This is a genomic window from Neptuniibacter sp. QD57_21 (genome assembly GCF_047778075.1).
Taxonomy (GTDB): Bacteria; Pseudomonadota; Gammaproteobacteria; order Pseudomonadales; family Balneatricaceae; genus Neptuniibacter.
In genome coordinates this window covers 1457797-1474183 of sequence record NZ_CP180549.1, presented here as the reverse complement: position 1 = coordinate 1474183, position 16387 = coordinate 1457797, and the positions used below count along the sequence as shown (strand labels likewise).

The window sequence follows — 16387 nt, the reverse complement described above, 5'->3', positions numbered from 1 at the left end:
ATGACTATCAAAATTGGTATTAATGGTTTCGGTCGCATGGGCCGACTGGTAATGCGTGCGGCTTGGGAATGGCCAGAATTTGAATTTGTACAGATCAACGATCCACAAGGTAATGCCGCTACTTTAGCGCACCTTATGAACTTTGATTCTGTACACGGCACATGGAAGCACGAAGCTACCGCAACTGACACTGGCATGATTATTAACGATCAGCAGATCAGCGTTACTAATAATAGCCGTATCGAAGATACCGATTGGTCTGGCTGCGATCTTGTCTTTGAAGCCAGCGGTGTCATGAAGAAAAAAGCACTGTTAGATAAATACACCGAACAGGGTGTAAAGCATGTTGTTGTGACAGCGCCAGTAAAAGAAGAAGGTGTGCTTAACCTAGTAATGGGGATTAATCACCAGCTGTATACGCCAGGTGAATTCCAAATCGTCACTGCAGCATCGTGCACTACTAACTGTCTCGCTCCCGTTATCAAAGTTGTACACGAAAAACTTGGCATTAAGCACGGCTCAATGACCACGATTCACGACATCACGAACACGCAAACGATCTTAGATGCACCGCATAAAGATCTTAGACGTGCACGTGCTTGTGGAATGAGCCTTATCCCAACAACAACGGGATCGGCCAAAGCAATCACTCAGATATTCCCTGAGCTTACCGGTAAGCTAAACGGACATGCCGTTCGAGTACCGCTAGCAAATGCTTCGTTAACAGACATGGTTTTCGAACTTGAACGCGAAACAACAGAAGCTGAAGTTAATGCCTTATTTGCTGAAGCCGCTGAAAACTCTCTTAAAGGTATTTTGGGTTACGAAGAGCGCCCTCTCGTTTCAATCGACTACCGTACAGACCCGCGCTCTAGCATCATCGACGCCCTATCCACCATGGTTGTGAATGGCACTCAGTTGAAGCTATACGCTTGGTACGACAACGAATGGGGCTACGTAAACCGTACTGCCGAATTAGCTAAATATATCGCGATTGATTGTGAAAAATGAGTAATCTTGCCAACAGTGCCATCCGGCAATACATGGTCGTTACAGGTAATTACTGGGCCTTTACCTTAACGGATGGCGCGTTGCGCATGTTAGTTGTACTGCACTTCCACCAGCTTGGTTACGGTGCACTCAGCATTGCACTGCTGTTTTTGTTTTATGAGTTCTTTGGCGTTGTCACCAACCTATTTGGTGGATGGCTAGGCGCTAGAATTGGTTTAAACAAAACCATGAATATAGGGCTGTCTTTACAGATCATTGCCCTACTCATGCTGACACTGCCAACGGATTACTTAAGCATGGCTTGGGTGATGGCCGCTCAAGCTCTCTCCGGTATAGCTAAAGATCTGAACAAGATGAGTGCTAAAAGTGCGATTAAATCACTCGTTGATGAAAGCGCAAAAAGCACGCTATTTAAGTGGGTAGCTATTCTTACAGGCTCTAAAAATGCACTGAAAGGTGTAGGCTTTTTCTTAGGCGGCGCTTTGCTCCACCTTGTCGGCTTCCAAGGCGCTATGTGGATCATGCTGGTTGGCTTAATCATCATATTAAGTTGCAGCCTTATTTTGCTTAAAAAGAGCCTCGGGGTATCCAAATCTAAACCGAAGTTCGCAGAGATCTTCTCTACAAATCAAGCGATCAATATCCTCTCGGCAGCACGGATGTTTCTATTTGCCTCCAGAGATATCTGGTTTGTGGTTGCTTTGCCGGTTTATCTTAGTGAAACCATAGGTTGGGATTTTTGGATAGTTGGCAGCGTCATGGCAGGTTGGGTCATCATGTATGGCTTTATTCAGTCAATTGCACCAAGCATTACCGGTAAAAAATCTAAAACACCGCCTAGCGGGCGCAGTGCTGCACTGTGGGCAGGCATACTCTGCTTTATACCGGCGTTGTTCGCATTGAGTCTAGGCACTAATGAAGTATGGATTCTACTGGCGGGCTTGGGCATTTTCGGCGCGGTCTTCGCTCTAAATAGCTCACTTCACAGCTATTTAATCGTGAGCTATGCGCGTAAAGACGGTACTTCTCTCGATGTTGGCTTTTACTATATGGCCAATGCGATGGGGCGCTTGATCGGGACAGTGCTTTCTGGTGCTGTATTCCAGCTATGGGGACTCGAAACCTGCTTGTACTTCTCATCCTTAATGCTCTTGATAGCTGCGATTATCTCGCTATGGCTACCTAAAGAAGCAACGACTCAGCCTACCGCTTCAGTTTGAGTCGTTGCACTAAGCTGTAGTTTTAGACACCGACTCTGACTTAAGCAGCTAAACTTAGGAGACTAATCAAAAATACATTTGCAGCTTTATTCGAATAAGCCATGCGGGGGCTATGCGAATGCAACCGACAGCTAAAGTCTCAGATTATTGCGACGTTTTCTTGGCATTGACGGAACAACGCGATCAAAGAGCACTGAATCAACTGCTGATCAAAACCTGTTTAGAGCTGTTTCCGCTACATCATTTCTGGCTGTATAACTACGCGAACTTCGATCTGTCGACTGAAAAACTCATTGCCAGTAGCGAAAGCTCCGATGAGTTTTCATCACCCCTCGCGATCCCTGAGCACATCCAGCACATTGAGCCGCACCAGCCTACACGTTATGTCCGTGAAGAGGGTTATAGATATTACAGTTTTAAAATCCTGCATTCTCAAAATGGCGTTCTTATAACGAATATCGAAGACACCACTGATTTAATGCATGAAGTGATCACCAAGTTGATCTCAGTGTACGCTAACCAGCGCTTTTTTATGTTCTCTGCTATGAACGATGCCCTGACTGGCCTATACAACCGTCAGGCCTTTGACCAGCAGATGGAAACGATTCTTTTAAAGCAGCAATCCCAGCGGCGCAAAAACGATAAATCAGCAGAACCCCATTGCTTTGCCCTCTTAGATATCGACCACTTTAAAAAGGTTAACGATAACTTTGGCCACCTATTTGGTGATGAGGTGTTGTTGATTCTTTCCCAGCGGATGCAAAGTGCTTTTCGAGATGAAGATCTAATGTTTCGCTATGGTGGAGAAGAATTTGCGCTAGTACTCAAAGATATCTCATTAGAGTCTGCATTAACGGTACTTGAGCGATTCCGCACACAAATTGCCCTAACCAGTTTTCCACAAATAGGCCAAGTGACATTAAGTATTGGGATTACAGAGATCACGGAGGGTCTGTCACTTCCTAGCTTAATCGATCATGCCGATCAAGCGCTCTACTTTGCTAAAGAGCATGGACGAAATCAGGTTCACAGTTATGAAACGCTTCTAAGTAGTGGATACCTCACCCCTCCTAGTGAGCATGAAGGCGATATTGAGTTGTTTTAGCCGTTACATTTAATCGATATAACTTAATGCTAAGTCCACTGTCGTTTTATTCATTTTATTTATACCTACTTAAGTAGTATATTCGCCGCCTTATTCGAGCAGCTGGCCAGATCCCAGTCGTTTGTCTTCTCCAATATTGAAACCATTACCCATGGTCTCTAATAGGATAAAGTTAATGAATAACTCTTCCCCTCTTGCGTTACTGCCATTAGGGCTGTTTTTAGCTCTGTTTATCGGCAGTGGAATTTACTATCAAGCTCAAGGAACAGAGTTCGCTTTCTACCAGATATCTGCACCTGTCGCGATTATCCCAGCGGTAGTCCTATCACTGTTATTAGCTCAAGGCACGCTCAACGAGCGCCTTGAAATCTTTATCAAAGGCATTGGTGATCAGACCATTATTACTATGGTGGTTGTCTTCCTGTTGGCAGGCGCTTTTGCTTCTGTTGTAAAGGCAATAGGTGGCGTCGATGCAACGGTAAATCTCGGCCTAAATTATATACCTGAGTGGCTACTGCTCCCTGGCATCTTTGCGATTGCAGCGTTTATTGCCACCTCGATGGGCACTTCCATGGGTACCATCGCGGCAGTAGCGCCTGTCGCGGTAGGCATTACTGAAGCCAGTGACCTTCCTCTACTGCTAACTGTAGGTGCGGTTGTTGGCGGTGCTATGTTCGGTGATAACCTATCGATTATTTCGGATACAACTATCGCAGCCACTCGAACTCAAGGTTGTGAAATGAAGGATAAGTTCCGCCTTAATCTTCTTATTGCGCTTCCTGCAGCTATGGTAACTATGGTTGTTCTCGCGCTTCAAAGCAGTACTGCTGGTGTATCTGAACAAAGTTATGAGTTGATTAAAGTTGCGCCATACCTAACAGTGCTGATCCTCGCTATTGCGGGCCTGAACGTAATGTTAGTGCTATTGATAGGTATTGTTTTAGCCGGAGCTGTTGGCTTTATAACCGCACCTGATTACAGCATTGCTATGCTATCCAAGCAGATCTATGACGGTTACACCGGCATGCAAGAGATCATGATCCTATCTATGCTAATTGGCGGCCTAGGTGCGCTGATTAAGCATCAAGGTGGATTAAACTTTATCGCTTCAACGATTGAAAAACTAACCGGCAAAAGCGGCGGTAAAAAGGCTGGAGAATTCAGTATTGCAGCTAGTGTAACCGCAACCAACCTATGCACGGCCAACAATACGGTATCTATCGTTATTGCCGGTTCATTAGCGAAAGATATCGCGCAACGCTACGGCGTTAATGCTAAACGCTCTGCCAGCCTGATGGATATTGTCTCTTGTGTGGTACAAGGCATCATCCCTTGGGGTGCTCAGATACTATTAGCCTCCTCTATCGCTAAAGTATCACCACTAGAATTAGTCACCTCAATTCAATATTGCTGGTTCTTAGGCTTAGCTGCGATTATTTCTATCCTAATTTCACGTCCAGGCTATAAATAATCGAAGTACTAAATAAGTACTCGTAATAAAAAGGGAGCTTGATGCTCCCTTTCTTTGTTTCTCTTTCCAAGCTATTAACCTTGCGACTGCCTTTCCCAGCGTAAGCGCATTTTCTCCAACACACGCGCTACCGCGGCAAAACCAAAGCTAGCAGTCACACAGGTCGATGCACCAAAGCCACCCGCACAATCTAATCGGGTATTGCCATCGGTAATACTCTTTTGCGCACAAACCGAACCATCAGGTTGCGGATAAACCAGCTGCTCAGTGGAGTAAACACAATCGACAGAGAATCGTCTACCGCTTTTACTGAATCGATAGTGCCTACGTAGGAAAGAGCGCACTTTAGCCGCGAGCGGGTCGTGATTGGTTTTAGCTAAATCACAGATATCAATCTTGGTTGGATCTGTCTGGCCACCGGCACCACCCACAGTGATAATCGGAATCTTGCGATAGCTGCAATGGGCGATCAACGCGGCTTTTTCTTTAACGCTATCGATCGCATCAATTACATAGTCGAACTCATTGGTAATCAGCTCTGGAATGTTCTCTCGTGTAATAAAATCTTCGATCTCATTCACTTCACATTCTGGATTGATTAGCTTGATACGCTCTGCCATAGCTTCGGTTTTCGAGCGACCCACATTCCCGTCTACAGCATGAATCTGACGATTTGTGTTGGTAATGCAGATATCATCTAGATCAATCAGTGTGATCTTACCAATTGCTGTTCGGGCCAAGGCTTCAGCCACCCAAGAACCAACGCCACCAATACCAATCACACAAATATGAGATTGGCGGAACATATCGACTACATCCGTACCATATAGACGGCGCGTTCCACCAAAACGATTTTCAAAACCTGAGGACAACGTAACCTACCTCTATCGCCTTAAAACGAAATTAGAATTCGTCTTCAGTAATTTCGGTCAAAATAACATGACCGCATTTAGCACATTTACCTTCGATAAATATGATGTCATTTAATTCATATTCTTCCGGTTCAACCATTCCAAGATTCACTTCTTGGCAGTTGTCACACCATGTTTGCTCTAGAAAGGCCCTTTTTTCATCTGCATCACGTGATTCAAAATCCCGTTCTATACGTTCACCTTCGCTCATTTTTGTGCCTTATCTTTTTTCAGGTAATTTCGGCCAAGAAAGACTCTCTGGCCGATCAAAGTGTTCTTTAATAATACCCAAAGCCTCTTGATCAAATTGATCGCCCTGCTCAGGATAGCTCTTATAAGTATATCGCTCACCACCATAACTAAATGCCAAAGAGTATGCGTGCAGATAGGTACGGTCTGATAACTCACCATTGTAGGTATTATCCCCCAAAATTGGCGCGCCTTCACTTTTAAGCGCCACCCTAATTTGGTGGGTTTTACCTGTGGTTGGTTTTAGTAGAAACAGCCTAAAGCCGGGCTTAAGTGAGCAGCTAAAAAACTGGGTCACAGCAGGGTTTTGACGACTTTTTACAAGCTTCCAGCCACCGCGTCTCGCTTTCTCCATATCCCCCATAATAAGCCCTTGCTTACGCTTTGGTTTATTAGCAGAGATAGCTAAGTAGTATTTCGAAACTTCACGGCTTTTAAACTGATCAGCGAGCATTTTGGCAGCTTCGGTACTCTTAGCGAATACCATAAGGCCTGATGTTATTTTATCTAAACGGTGCACCAGAAAGATCTGCTCTAAATCTAACTGTTGCTGCAACATCATGGTAAATCCTGCTTCCTCTTGATCTTTATGCACACTGATTCCTGCAGGTTTAACCACCACAACAAAATCACTGGTTTGATCAATTATTTGAAACACAGAATTTCCCGCCAAAAAGTCGCGATCATGCGGGAGTTAAGGAGATATTTCAAGGGGCGAAAAAGAACATTCCGCCCCAGAGGCGATAATCTATTTTGGCTTATAGATTATCAATGTGTTTAAGCAGTTTATTCACTTTATCCGTATAGATATGAAAAACTAAGCTGCGTTCAGAATCTGGCTCTTTAAAATAACGCACTTCTAGGCAAGCTACGTTTTCTTCTACAAACTTAGCAGCAGTGAAGCGTTGATCCGATTTTTTGATGTTAAGAAATTTTACGCCATCAGATACCAATATCAGGCGCTTGCCTGAAACAGCGATAAATCCCTTATACCACTCACGCCCCAAAACCTTACCTTTTTCATTCAGATGGGTAACTGTATAGCGAACATTGTTGGCTTTGACTTTGATCTCTTCTTTTTCAAGCTTAGCGCGTAATTTGTCTGTCAGATGCTTGCTACCCATGATGACCTCCTAGCCATAATGACCTGCGAAAGAGTACCGAAATTTAATACCCCTATTTTCGCATTACGCACCTGCAAAAATGATGAAGAATATATGAAGAGTTGGTTTAAGAGCTGATTAATTACAGCCCTGTAACCTCTTTAACGAAAGGAATTGTGATTTTACGCTGAGCACTCAGAGATGCGCGATCCAACGTATCTAGCAAACAGGCTAAATCGTTCATATTGCGGCTGGCATGATGAAGTAAGAAGCGTGCGACTTCATCTGAAAACTGTAACCCACGGGCACTTGCTTTCGTCTTAATCGCTTTTAGTTTCACTTCATCATTAAGTGCTTGCACCTGGAATACCATGCCCCAACTTAGTCGGGATGCTAAATCAGGTAGGTTGATACCAAGATGACGCGGCGCAGCTGTCGAAGCGATGATCAGTGTATTACCCTGCTCACGAATGCGGTTAAAGAAGTGGAAAAGCGCCTCTTCCCAAGCTTTATTACCAGCAACAGACTCTATGCCATCGATACAAACTAGATCGAGATATTCCATCCCTTCTAGAATACCACCACCCATCTGCTTTAATTCATCCAGAGGGAGATAAGCCGCACTGCGTCCTACAGGATCGGCTTCATGACATACCGCTTGGAGTAGATGAGTACAGCCAACGCCCTCACTACCCCAAATATAAGTAAACTGCTCACCATTACCGTTTGCGGCCGCTTTTAAACTCGCGCAAACCAGCTCATTGCCTTGAGCGTAATAATTCTCAAAACGAGCATCATCTCGGAGACTAACCGATAGAGGTAATTGGAATGGTTGTTTACTTGTCATTAACTACTGGTTCGACTTGTTCTAACGCTTGATCTTCTTCTGAGCCGTACAACGTACTGCCTTTGTAACCTTCATGTAGGTGCCGTAATAGCACCATAATAACAGCTGCAACTGGTAGAGCTAAAAGTACCCCAACAAATCCGAACAGCTGTCCGCCTGCCATGATAGCAAAAATTACCGCAACAGGGTGTAATCCAATACGGTCACCTACTAATAATGGCGTAAGTAACATCCCTTCAAGCATCTGACCAATGATAAAGACTACGCCAACGTAGCCTAAAACCATTGGATCTTGGAATTGCATAAATGCAGCAATACCTGCCACCGCAATACCGATGATGAATCCCATGTAAGGAACAATACTAGCAAGACCCGCGATCATACCAACCAATAGCGCTAGATCAAGCCCTACGATCCATAAACCTACTGCATAAACAATTCCCAATGCGACCATGACTAAAAGCTGACCTTTCATAAATGCGCCAAGCACCTCATCACATTCGCTAGCCCATAAAGAAACCCTAGGCTCAACATTGCGCGGTAAAAGACGCTTAACCTTAGCAATCATCACATCCCAGTCACGTAACAAGTAAAAAGTAACCACGGGAATCAGGACTAAATTAGCCACCCATGCCACAATTGCCAGCCCCGATCGTGTAATACCTCCTAACAACTGGCTCATAATATCGCCAGTTTTTTGCAAATCACCAATCAAAACATCTTTAACATTGGCAAAACCAAACGCAGTTGGCTCCAAACTGAATGTCGCTAATATCCAAGGAAAAATCTGTTCTTCAAATAACTGTATCGCCTGCGGTATACGAGCTAGCAATGTCTGTATTTGATGCCCTAGTTGCGGAAGTAATAACAGGAACATCATCGCCACCAAGGCCGTCATACCGATAAACACAATGATGACAGAGCCTGTGCGAGACATGCCTAAATTTTCTAATCGATCAGCAATGGGATCTGACAGATAAGCAAACAACGCCCCGACCAAAAAGGGTGAAAGAATTGGAGAAAGTAGATACACCAAACCGCCCAATACGACGGCAAGTATTAAGAAAAACCAACGTTGTGATTCAGTCATTTATTGTTCCTGCTATCCTTGCCAGCGGTAGATCATCACCGCAGAACCATCTTGATTTCGAAGACTATCGAGCGTCTGTAATTGCGGCTCTAGGGCGATAGCTTGGCGCAATTGCTCTTCACTGCCATCTAACTCAAGTCTTACTGTAATTTGATTACCTATTGCTTGTTCAATTTTTACCTGACTAACAACAGATAACCCTTTGAGAAAATCAATCAGTCGGATGTAATCAGACAAGTTAAAGATATTCTCAACTTGAACAGCGATGCCAGTCTGAAAATGACTGAGTTTATAACTCACGACTGGCTTAAAAAGATTATCCGCCACTCGGTTAATCAATCTATTAGCAACCTGATCGATATTGCCAGATTCCGCTATCGGCTGGGTGTCGCCGCCATTCATAAATAACCCGGCAACGGTTACTCCCTCTGGCAAACCCTTTGTAAGGCGACCGACGATAACAGCATCAGGATTGTAACGTGCTGAAGCTTTTGTAATAGGTTGATCGTTTAACGCCCATAGATCCACTGTGGTAAGCGCCACTTGGTCAGTTAGATCGAATAATGGAAACTGTAGCGGCAATCCGCGGGACTTCGCTGCTAACTGCAGGGCTTTATGAAAAGGATCATTAGATGGCAGGTAGTCTTGCTCGCCCGATAGATCCGAAGCGAACCAAAGCAAAACTGTGGGCCGCTGCTCGCCTAAGGGTTTAAAGCCTGTACGGGTAACTAAACTATCGATAACAGACGGGTGGAAATCTAAAACTAAATAATCCCCACCCTCTTTAGCGATATAACTAAACTGCTTTAAAGTTCTAGCAGGCACTTTAAGCTGGGATTGGATTTGTAAATCTTCAGCAATACTGGAATTGCCAGACACTTTAACTAGCACTTTTGCCAGCCCAGAACTCATCTGAAGGTCACTAGGTGAAGACCTTTGTTCATCAACAGGCAAAGTCACTTGATAAAGATCAGTTATCGTCCCTGCACAAACAAATTGTGACACTGCCAGCAGAAGCACAGCTATAAAGCTTCGCATTAAATCCATTAAGCCGCCTTCAACAATTTCGAATAAAAATATGCTTTAACTTTACCATCCCACATAATTATTTCATATTCGTTGCCCAGATGAGTGTATTCAAGCGTGATAAAACGGTAGAATATGCGGCAATATTTTTCTTCCTCTTTCCTTGTACATGAAAGGTTAACTGATCCATGTCTACTGGTTCTGATAACAGCTCTCTGAGCTATAAAGACGCTGGCGTTGATATCGACGCTGGTAACGCCCTAGTTGATCGAATTAAAGGCGTTGCTAAAAGCACAACTCGCCCTGAAGTTATGGGCGGCCTAGGTGGTTTCGGCGCTCTATGCCGTATCCCCGAAGGCTACCGTAAGCCTGTACTTGTTTCAGGTACTGACGGTGTAGGTACAAAATTACGCCTAGCAATGGATCTAGGAAAGCACGACACCATCGGTATCGATCTAGTTGCGATGTGTGTTAACGATCTAATCGTTGCTGGCGCAGAACCTCTACTTTTCTTGGATTACTACGCGACAGGTAAACTTAACGTTGATACTGCTGCAGATGTAGTTAAAGGTATTGGCGAAGGTTGTTCTTTAGCTGGTGCTGCACTTGTTGGTGGCGAAACAGCTGAAATGCCAGGCATGTACGAAGGCGAAGATTACGATCTAGCTGGCTTCTGTACAGGTGTTGTAGAAGAAGATGAGATCATCGACGGCACTAACGTAAAAGTTGGTGACACGCTGATCGGCCTTGCTTCCTCTGGCCCGCACTCTAACGGTTACTCTCTAATCCGTAAGATTCTAGAAGTAAGCGGCACAGAATTGACTGCAGATCTTGATGGCAAACCGCTAGCAGATGCTTTGATGGCGCCAACACGCATCTACGTTAAGTCACTTCTAAAACTGATCAAAGAATCTCAAGTAAACGCTCTGTCTCACATTACAGGTGGCGGCCTACTTGAGAACATCCCACGTGTTCTTCCAGAGAATGCGAAAGCTGTAATCGATGTTAACTCTTGGACTATGCCAGCAGTATTCAATTGGCTACAAGAGCAAGGTAACGTTGATGCAACTGAGATGTACCGCACATTCAACTGCGGTGTTGGCATGGTTATCTGCGTACCTGCTGACAAGCAAGACGAAGCACTTCAGCTACTAAACGAAGCTGGCGAAGATGCTTGGGTTATCGGTTCAATTGCTGCTGCGCAAGCAGGTGAAGAGCAAGTTGAACTAGCTGGTCTGGAGGCGTAATTCGCCCAATGACTAAACGAATCGTTGTCCTGATATCAGGAAGTGGTTCCAACCTCCAAGCTATAATGGATTCAATCGATGCAGGCCAAATTGATGGCCGCATCGAAGCCGTCCTCAGCAACAAAGCTGAGGCTTATGGCTTGGAGCGTGCCCGCAACTCCAATATCCCTACCCTGGTTTTAAAACATACCGACTTTGATAGCCGGGAAAGTTTTGACCAAGCGATGATCAAACAGATTGATACTTACCAGCCTGACCTGATTGTTCTTGCAGGGTTTATGCGTATCCTTACTGCCGAATTTGTTCGGCACTACAACGGCAGAATGTTTAACATTCACCCGTCACTACTCCCTAAATACAAAGGCCTTCACACCCATCAGCGCGCAATTGATGCCGGTGATAAAGAACACGGCTGTACCGTGCACTTTGTATCTGAAGAGCTAGATGGTGGCCCGCTGGCCATTCAGGGTAAAGTAAGCATAGATCCGGAAGATACAAGTGAGAGCCTGCAACAGAAAGTCCATAAAGTGGAACACATTATCTACCCTCAAGCGGTAGGTCTGTTTTGTTCCGACAGACTGATCTGGTCTGACAGGGGTGTTACCCTAGACGGTAAAGCCGCACCTACTCAGGGCTTTCAGCACGATCAAATTTAATGAGGCAACCAGTATGCTCAGAGCAAATAAGACGTTAATTAATTCCCTTTTCGCGTCCGCACTTCTCTGGGCAACTCCTCTAGTTGCAGACACCGCAACGCCTTTTACTCCTTTTACCGCAAGCTACGAAATTGATTGGGATGGCAGCATCTCTCTCAGCGGCAACACTACTCGCAAGCTACAAAAAAATGAATCTGGCGAATGGTTTTTTGAATCCAAAGCCTCAGCCATGTTTGCCAGCATTTACGAATCCAGCAAATTCACTTTAGATAACGCAAAGCTAAAGCCACTTAACTATACCTACAAACGTAGCGTACTAGGCAAAAAACGTAAGGCTGAAGTTCATTTCGATTGGCAAAACCAATTGGTAACAAACAAGGTTGAGAACAAACCCTGGCAGATGCCAATAAAAGAAGGCGTTCAAGACAAGATCAGCTATCAACTACTGCTACAACAAGCCGTTGCTGAAGGAGAAAAAGAGTTTAAATACTCTGTAGCAGATGGTGGAAAGTTAAAAGAATATAACTTCATCGTTGACGGCAAAGAGAGCATCAAAGCCCCTATCGGCGAGTACGAGGCAATTCGAGTAAAACGCGTGCGTAAAGAAGGCAGTACGCGACAGACTTTCATCTGGTTTGCACCTGAACTAAACCATCAGATTATCAAGCTACACCAGATCGAAAAGAAAGATAAAGCTTATACCCTTCTTCTGAAAGAGCTCAAAAAATAAGAGCCAAACCTCTAGGCTTAGCTCTTATAACAACAACTCAATTAGCCTATCTCAGGAATCCAGCTTGCTGGCATTGCGCTAAAACCATTAAACAGATCACTCTCCTGCCCCTCATCCAGTAAATCCGCAAGCAGGATACGGGAGTCATCGATAAACAAAACAGCCGTTTGCGCTCGCTGCCCTGTATGAATATCTTGGTATGGCTCTGAGAAGACCAAACGATTTTTCGTATCAGCGGATCCTAGAAGCTCAAAGAAATAAGGTCTCCAACTCCAGTTAAACCCTCTATGTTTTTCATTAAGGATCCAGCCTTTATCACTATTTTCAAAGTTTGGAGAAATCTGATTGCCTAAACGATCACAGATATAGAAACGCATTAAATGCTCTGTTGCGACAAAGTGCTGTAGATCTTCATCACTACTTGCAGCCTTTAAGACCTCTCTTAACGAGAGCAACTCTGCTTTAACCTTTTCCGCACGCCAGTGACTTCGGGAAGTAGCATTAATCGCCATATCACGATAATGACTTAATAGATCCTTCACTTGTTTAGTGGTCGAATCTGGAAGCAACATCTCAGACTGCGCCTCAGAGAAAAGAAAACCCTGAACATATACTGCATTACAGCTCAGTGCCAAATAATATTCATCATCAGTTTCAACGCCCTCACACAGCACCTTACTGCCGAGTTTTGAAGCAAGCTCACCCAACATTTGAACCATTGAGGAACGACGACTGTCAGTCGAACCACTTTTCAGTAAAGTCATATCCAGCTTAATGATATCCGGCTTTAGCAAGGCAATACGATCTAATTGCGAAAAACCCGTACCGAAATCATCGATAGCAATACAGAACCCCTCTTCACGATATCGCTCAACTAGCTTTTGAATCACATCCAAGTCACCATCAAGCTCAGTAATCTCTATAACAACTTTTGATGGATCAACTGCGAGCTGCTTAATCATTTCCAAGGTAGGAATGTTATCTAGGGACTCAAGGTATTGCAGCCACTCAGGGGATATATTGATACTAATAAAAGTATCTTCAGGCAGTGATTGGATCTGCTGAAGCGCCTGAAGCCTCACATCTCGATCAAGCTCAATACGTTCTTTAACAGAGAGGCCCTTATCTGAAAAAATTCTACCCGCAGAAACCGTATCGCCGTTCTCATCTTTCATCCTTGCCAGTGCTTCGTACCCAGCTATGCGACCAGTTGCGGTTTCAACGATAGGCTGGAAGTATGGAAAAAGCTTAAGACTCATAATGAACTACTCTGTTAGATTTTGTGGTACTCAAAGGTATTTATACACATCGCTAATACCTAAAACTAAATACACGTTTTCCTATCAAAAACTGGACTAAAAATAATCAACACTGCCAGCAAGATAGAAAACCTTATACTACAGCCAAGAGTATTTTTTTCACCTCCAATTCTATAGGTACAGACAGATATCACCAATTAGGTGCAGCTCGCACTAAAATAGAACATCACAGCAAAAAGAGATCGAATACATCCCAGCCTTTATAGCTTTATAAGCGACAGATGCTATCAATCTGTCGCCCTCGCATAGAAAAGCAATAAATAGACCAGAAGATGAAGTTTAGAGAGAGTCCAATGGGGCAGGCTCACCTAACAGGAAACCCTGAAGAAAATCGACACCGATTTCACGTGCACATTGCTCTACTTCATAGTTATGTACAAACTCTGCAACCGTCTTCACGTTCAAGCGTCTCGCAAAATCAACAACTGTTTCAGCCACAATACGTGCATTATCATCCTTATCAATGTAACGAATCAAAGAGCCATCAATCTTTATATAATCAATATCGAGTTTTAGAAGGTATTCGAAGTTAGAATAACCCGTACCAAAGTCATCAATCGCTAAGCTACAGCCCATCGCTTTCACTTGATCAAAAAATTGAATAATAAGTTCAGAATCTTCAATCCCTTCACTTTCAACCAATTCAAACACAAGCCTATCACCAACCCCGTAGCGCTTAATCGTTCTAATAATGTAATTAGAAGTATTAGGATTTAAGATATCCGAGGCTGTGATATTAATAGAAAAACTGTCGCTTCGTTCTGCAAAAAACTCACAGGCTTTGGAAAATACAATTCGGGTTAGATCACCATAAAGCCGACCATGTTTAGCCGCCTGCAGGAATAGATAGGGTGAAATGTAATTTTCACCCTCCCTTAATCTCATTAAACATTCATAACGATTAATCTCAGACGAATCCACATCCAAGATTGGTTGAGCAAAGACTTCTATTCGATCTTCATGAATCGCTTCTCGAATTCTTTTAAGCCAAGTAATGTTGTTATCAATTTGACGCTTTAGTGGCGAATAGATGTCATATATTTGTACTGATAGATGCTGCTCTTTAGCGCTATGAAGGGCAATGTCTGCATGTAAAAGTAGATCTTTTGTGCAGCCATTAGAAGCCCCAATAGTCACCGCTAAAGCAAACTCGATCCCTATAATAGTAATAACTTTCTCAGCTACACGCGATACAATAGAGTCACACAACGTATCAAAGCCGATATCACGCAAATGTCCTTTGCAGAAGAGTGCAAACTCATCACCTGACAGACGGTACAGATTTAAATCATGAAGCTCGGCAACTTCAGAAAGCAAAATTGCCATATCTCGCAATAATTGATCACCAACAGCGAAGCCATAATATTCATTAACCAACTTAAAGTCGTTGATATTAAGTATGGCCAATGAGCCTGACTCAACTGAAGTTAAATCCTCTAACAAACTCTGCCTGTTAGGCAAACCAGTTAGCTGGTCAGTAATCTGTCTTCTAATTCGCTTCTCTTTCTCAATGAGCGACGTCACATCAAAACGAACCGAAATGAATTCAATGATATTACCATCTGAATCCATGATCGGAGAGATAGCCGAATTTACATAATAATCTTGCCCATTTTTTGCTCTATTTCTCAGCGTACCTTTCCAGGTATTACCTGAAAGAATGGTACTCCATAGATCTTTAAAAATGTCAGGCCTAGTTTGGGGGTGCCGAACAATGGCGTGAGTTGACCCGATTAGCTCTTCAGGGCTATAACCTGAGACTTTACAGAAATGATCATTAACATAAGTAATAACGCCATTTGGGTCTGTCTTAGAGACAATAGCACTACAATCAACAACACCTTTATATTCTTCTAGTAGCTGCTGCTTCGCACTCAAAGCATTTCGCAAACCAACCTCATGATCTTTTTGCGAAGTAATATCAGTGATATAGCCCTCAATAGCAGAAAGACTACCAGCATCCGTTACACCATGTCCCTGCTCCCACACCCATAAGACAGCACCATTCTTATGTGTAATCTTATATTCAACACTGTAGGGCTTTCCTTCGACTAGAGCACTATCAACAACATCTCGATAGTGAGAATGACATTCAGGATCAATAAGTTCTTTAAAACTAATATCTCCCTTTAACCATTCCTCTACAGAGTAGCCTGTTAACTCTTTACAGCCTGAAGTAATCAACAACAAAGCTCGATCGCCCTGAACAGAACGGCGATAAAAGGCACCGGGCATACGCTCGGCTAAGGCATTCATTGCAATCTTAGTACTACTCAAAGATTATCGCCCTCAACCCAATTAACCACTTATAAATTACGGTTATTATTAAAACGCATAATACTATGATGAGTAAATAAAATTGTAGCAGCTAAATAAAAATACCGAGTTAATAAGTAAACTAG

Annotated in this window: 16 protein-coding genes; 7 read left to right on the top strand and 9 right to left on the bottom strand. The window is 43.6% G+C overall.

Going from position 1 to position 16387, the window contains the following annotated elements; translation table 11 throughout:
• From ACMXYS_RS06500 to ACMXYS_RS06485, 4 genes are all read left to right on the top strand, one after another.
• A complete protein-coding gene (locus tag ACMXYS_RS06500; RefSeq protein ID WP_415897981.1) occupies positions 1 to 1011 on the top strand; it encodes an ArsJ-associated glyceraldehyde-3-phosphate dehydrogenase in 1011 nt (336 codons plus the stop codon).
• Positions 1008 to 2231, top strand: a complete 1224-nt coding sequence (gene arsJ / locus ACMXYS_RS06495; RefSeq protein ID WP_415897980.1) for an organoarsenical effux MFS transporter ArsJ — start codon at positions 1008 to 1010, stop codon at positions 2229 to 2231. Before ACMXYS_RS06500 ends, arsJ begins: the two co-directional genes overlap by 4 nt.
• A 118-nt stretch (positions 2232 to 2349) precedes the next feature.
• A complete protein-coding gene (locus tag ACMXYS_RS06490) occupies positions 2350 to 3336 on the top strand; it encodes a GGDEF domain-containing protein (RefSeq protein ID WP_415897979.1) in 987 nt (328 codons plus the stop codon).
• A 175-nt stretch (positions 3337 to 3511) separates the two neighbouring features.
• Complete coding sequence (locus ACMXYS_RS06485) at positions 3512 to 4807, top strand: Na+/H+ antiporter NhaC family protein (RefSeq protein ID WP_415897978.1); 1296 nt, start codon at positions 3512 to 3514, stop codon at positions 4805 to 4807.
• Between the two features lie 74 nt (positions 4808 to 4881).
• On the opposite strand, the gene tcdA is transcribed toward ACMXYS_RS06485, so the two are convergent.
• The 7 genes from tcdA to ACMXYS_RS06450 all read right to left on the bottom strand — a co-directional run bounded on the left by tcdA (position 4882) and on the right by ACMXYS_RS06450 (position 10054).
• Entirely contained in the window at positions 4882 to 5679 is a 798-nt protein-coding gene (tcdA, locus tag ACMXYS_RS06480; RefSeq protein ID WP_415894041.1) for a tRNA cyclic N6-threonylcarbamoyladenosine(37) synthase TcdA, read from the bottom strand.
• Between the two features lie 31 nt (positions 5680 to 5710).
• A complete protein-coding gene (locus ACMXYS_RS06475) occupies positions 5711 to 5929 on the bottom strand; it encodes a hypothetical protein (protein ID WP_415897977.1) in 219 nt (72 codons plus the stop codon).
• A gap of 9 nt (positions 5930 to 5938) precedes the next feature.
• The gene (locus ACMXYS_RS06470; protein ID WP_415897976.1) at positions 5939 to 6625 is read right to left on the bottom strand and encodes a TIGR01621 family pseudouridine synthase; all 687 of its coding nucleotides are present in this window, start codon (positions 6623 to 6625) and stop codon (positions 5939 to 5941) included.
• Positions 6626 to 6725: 100 nt separating this feature from the next.
• Positions 6726 to 7091 carry a hypothetical protein gene (locus tag ACMXYS_RS06465; RefSeq protein ID WP_415897975.1) on the bottom strand — a complete coding sequence of 122 codons (366 nt, stop codon included), beginning with the start codon at positions 7089 to 7091 and terminating at the stop codon, positions 6726 to 6728.
• A 121-nt stretch (positions 7092 to 7212) separates the two neighbouring features.
• Positions 7213 to 7917 carry a DnaA regulatory inactivator Hda gene (gene hda, locus ACMXYS_RS06460; protein WP_415897974.1) on the bottom strand — a complete coding sequence of 235 codons (705 nt, stop codon included), beginning with the start codon at positions 7915 to 7917 and terminating at the stop codon, positions 7213 to 7215.
• Positions 7907 to 9007 (bottom strand): AI-2E family transporter, encoded by a 1101-nt coding sequence (locus ACMXYS_RS06455; protein WP_415897973.1) that lies wholly within the window; start codon positions 9005 to 9007, stop codon positions 7907 to 7909. Before ACMXYS_RS06455 ends, hda begins: the two co-directional genes overlap by 11 nt.
• A gap of 12 nt (positions 9008 to 9019) precedes the next feature.
• Positions 9020 to 10054, bottom strand: coding sequence for a DUF2066 domain-containing protein (locus tag ACMXYS_RS06450; protein WP_415897972.1), 1035 nt, complete (start codon positions 10052 to 10054; stop codon positions 9020 to 9022).
• Between the two features lie 167 nt (positions 10055 to 10221).
• Here ACMXYS_RS06450 and purM point away from each other — a divergent pair, with 167 nt between their 5' ends.
• Genes purM through ACMXYS_RS06435 form a run of 3 tightly spaced genes read left to right on the top strand, consistent with a single transcriptional unit; the run spans position 10222 to position 12666 of the window.
• Complete coding sequence (gene purM / locus ACMXYS_RS06445) at positions 10222 to 11280, top strand: phosphoribosylformylglycinamidine cyclo-ligase (RefSeq protein WP_415884199.1); 1059 nt, start codon at positions 10222 to 10224, stop codon at positions 11278 to 11280.
• Positions 11281 to 11288: 8 nt separating this feature from the next.
• Positions 11289 to 11936 carry a phosphoribosylglycinamide formyltransferase gene (gene purN, locus ACMXYS_RS06440; protein ID WP_415884198.1) on the top strand — a complete coding sequence of 216 codons (648 nt, stop codon included), beginning with the start codon at positions 11289 to 11291 and terminating at the stop codon, positions 11934 to 11936.
• A 13-nt stretch (positions 11937 to 11949) separates the two neighbouring features.
• Complete coding sequence (locus tag ACMXYS_RS06435; protein WP_415884197.1) at positions 11950 to 12666, top strand: DUF3108 domain-containing protein; 717 nt, start codon at positions 11950 to 11952, stop codon at positions 12664 to 12666.
• Between the two features lie 41 nt (positions 12667 to 12707).
• Here the strand turns inward: ACMXYS_RS06435 and ACMXYS_RS06430 are convergent, their stop codons facing one another.
• Both ACMXYS_RS06430 and ACMXYS_RS06425 read right to left on the bottom strand, forming a co-directional pair.
• Complete coding sequence (locus tag ACMXYS_RS06430; RefSeq protein ID WP_415884196.1) at positions 12708 to 13925, bottom strand: EAL domain-containing protein; 1218 nt, start codon at positions 13923 to 13925, stop codon at positions 12708 to 12710.
• 339 nt (positions 13926 to 14264) lie between these two features.
• Entirely contained in the window at positions 14265 to 16262 is a 1998-nt protein-coding gene (locus ACMXYS_RS06425; protein WP_415897971.1) for an EAL domain-containing protein, read from the bottom strand.
• Positions 16263 to 16387: the final 125 nt, after the last annotated feature.

Excerpts from the sequence above, each read along its gene's own strand:
- purN (WP_415884198.1), top strand. The coding sequence starts at position 11,289 with ATGACTAAACGAATCGTTGTCCTGATATCAGGAAGTGGTTCCAACCTC.
- arsJ (WP_415897980.1), top strand. The coding sequence starts at position 1,008 with ATGAGTAATCTTGCCAACAGTGCCATCCGGCAATACATGGTCGTTACA.
- ACMXYS_RS06485 (WP_415897978.1), top strand. The coding sequence starts at position 3,512 with ATGAATAACTCTTCCCCTCTTGCGTTACTGCCATTAGGGCTGTTTTTA.
- ACMXYS_RS06430 (WP_415884196.1), bottom strand. The coding sequence starts at position 13,925 with ATGAGTCTTAAGCTTTTTCCATACTTCCAGCCTATCGTTGAAACCGCA.
- ACMXYS_RS06475 (WP_415897977.1), bottom strand. The coding sequence starts at position 5,929 with ATGAGCGAAGGTGAACGTATAGAACGGGATTTTGAATCACGTGATGCA.
- purM (WP_415884199.1), top strand. The coding sequence starts at position 10,222 with ATGTCTACTGGTTCTGATAACAGCTCTCTGAGCTATAAAGACGCTGGC.
- ACMXYS_RS06455 (WP_415897973.1), bottom strand. The coding sequence starts at position 9,007 with ATGACTGAATCACAACGTTGGTTTTTCTTAATACTTGCCGTCGTATTG.
- ACMXYS_RS06490 (WP_415897979.1), top strand. The coding sequence starts at position 2,350 with ATGCAACCGACAGCTAAAGTCTCAGATTATTGCGACGTTTTCTTGGCA.
- ACMXYS_RS06500 (WP_415897981.1), top strand. The coding sequence starts at position 1 with ATGACTATCAAAATTGGTATTAATGGTTTCGGTCGCATGGGCCGACTG.
- ACMXYS_RS06435 (WP_415884197.1), top strand. The coding sequence starts at position 11,950 with ATGCTCAGAGCAAATAAGACGTTAATTAATTCCCTTTTCGCGTCCGCA.
- hda (WP_415897974.1), bottom strand. The coding sequence starts at position 7,917 with ATGACAAGTAAACAACCATTCCAATTACCTCTATCGGTTAGTCTCCGA.
- ACMXYS_RS06450 (WP_415897972.1), bottom strand. The coding sequence starts at position 10,054 with ATGGATTTAATGCGAAGCTTTATAGCTGTGCTTCTGCTGGCAGTGTCA.
- ACMXYS_RS06465 (WP_415897975.1), bottom strand. The coding sequence starts at position 7,091 with ATGGGTAGCAAGCATCTGACAGACAAATTACGCGCTAAGCTTGAAAAA.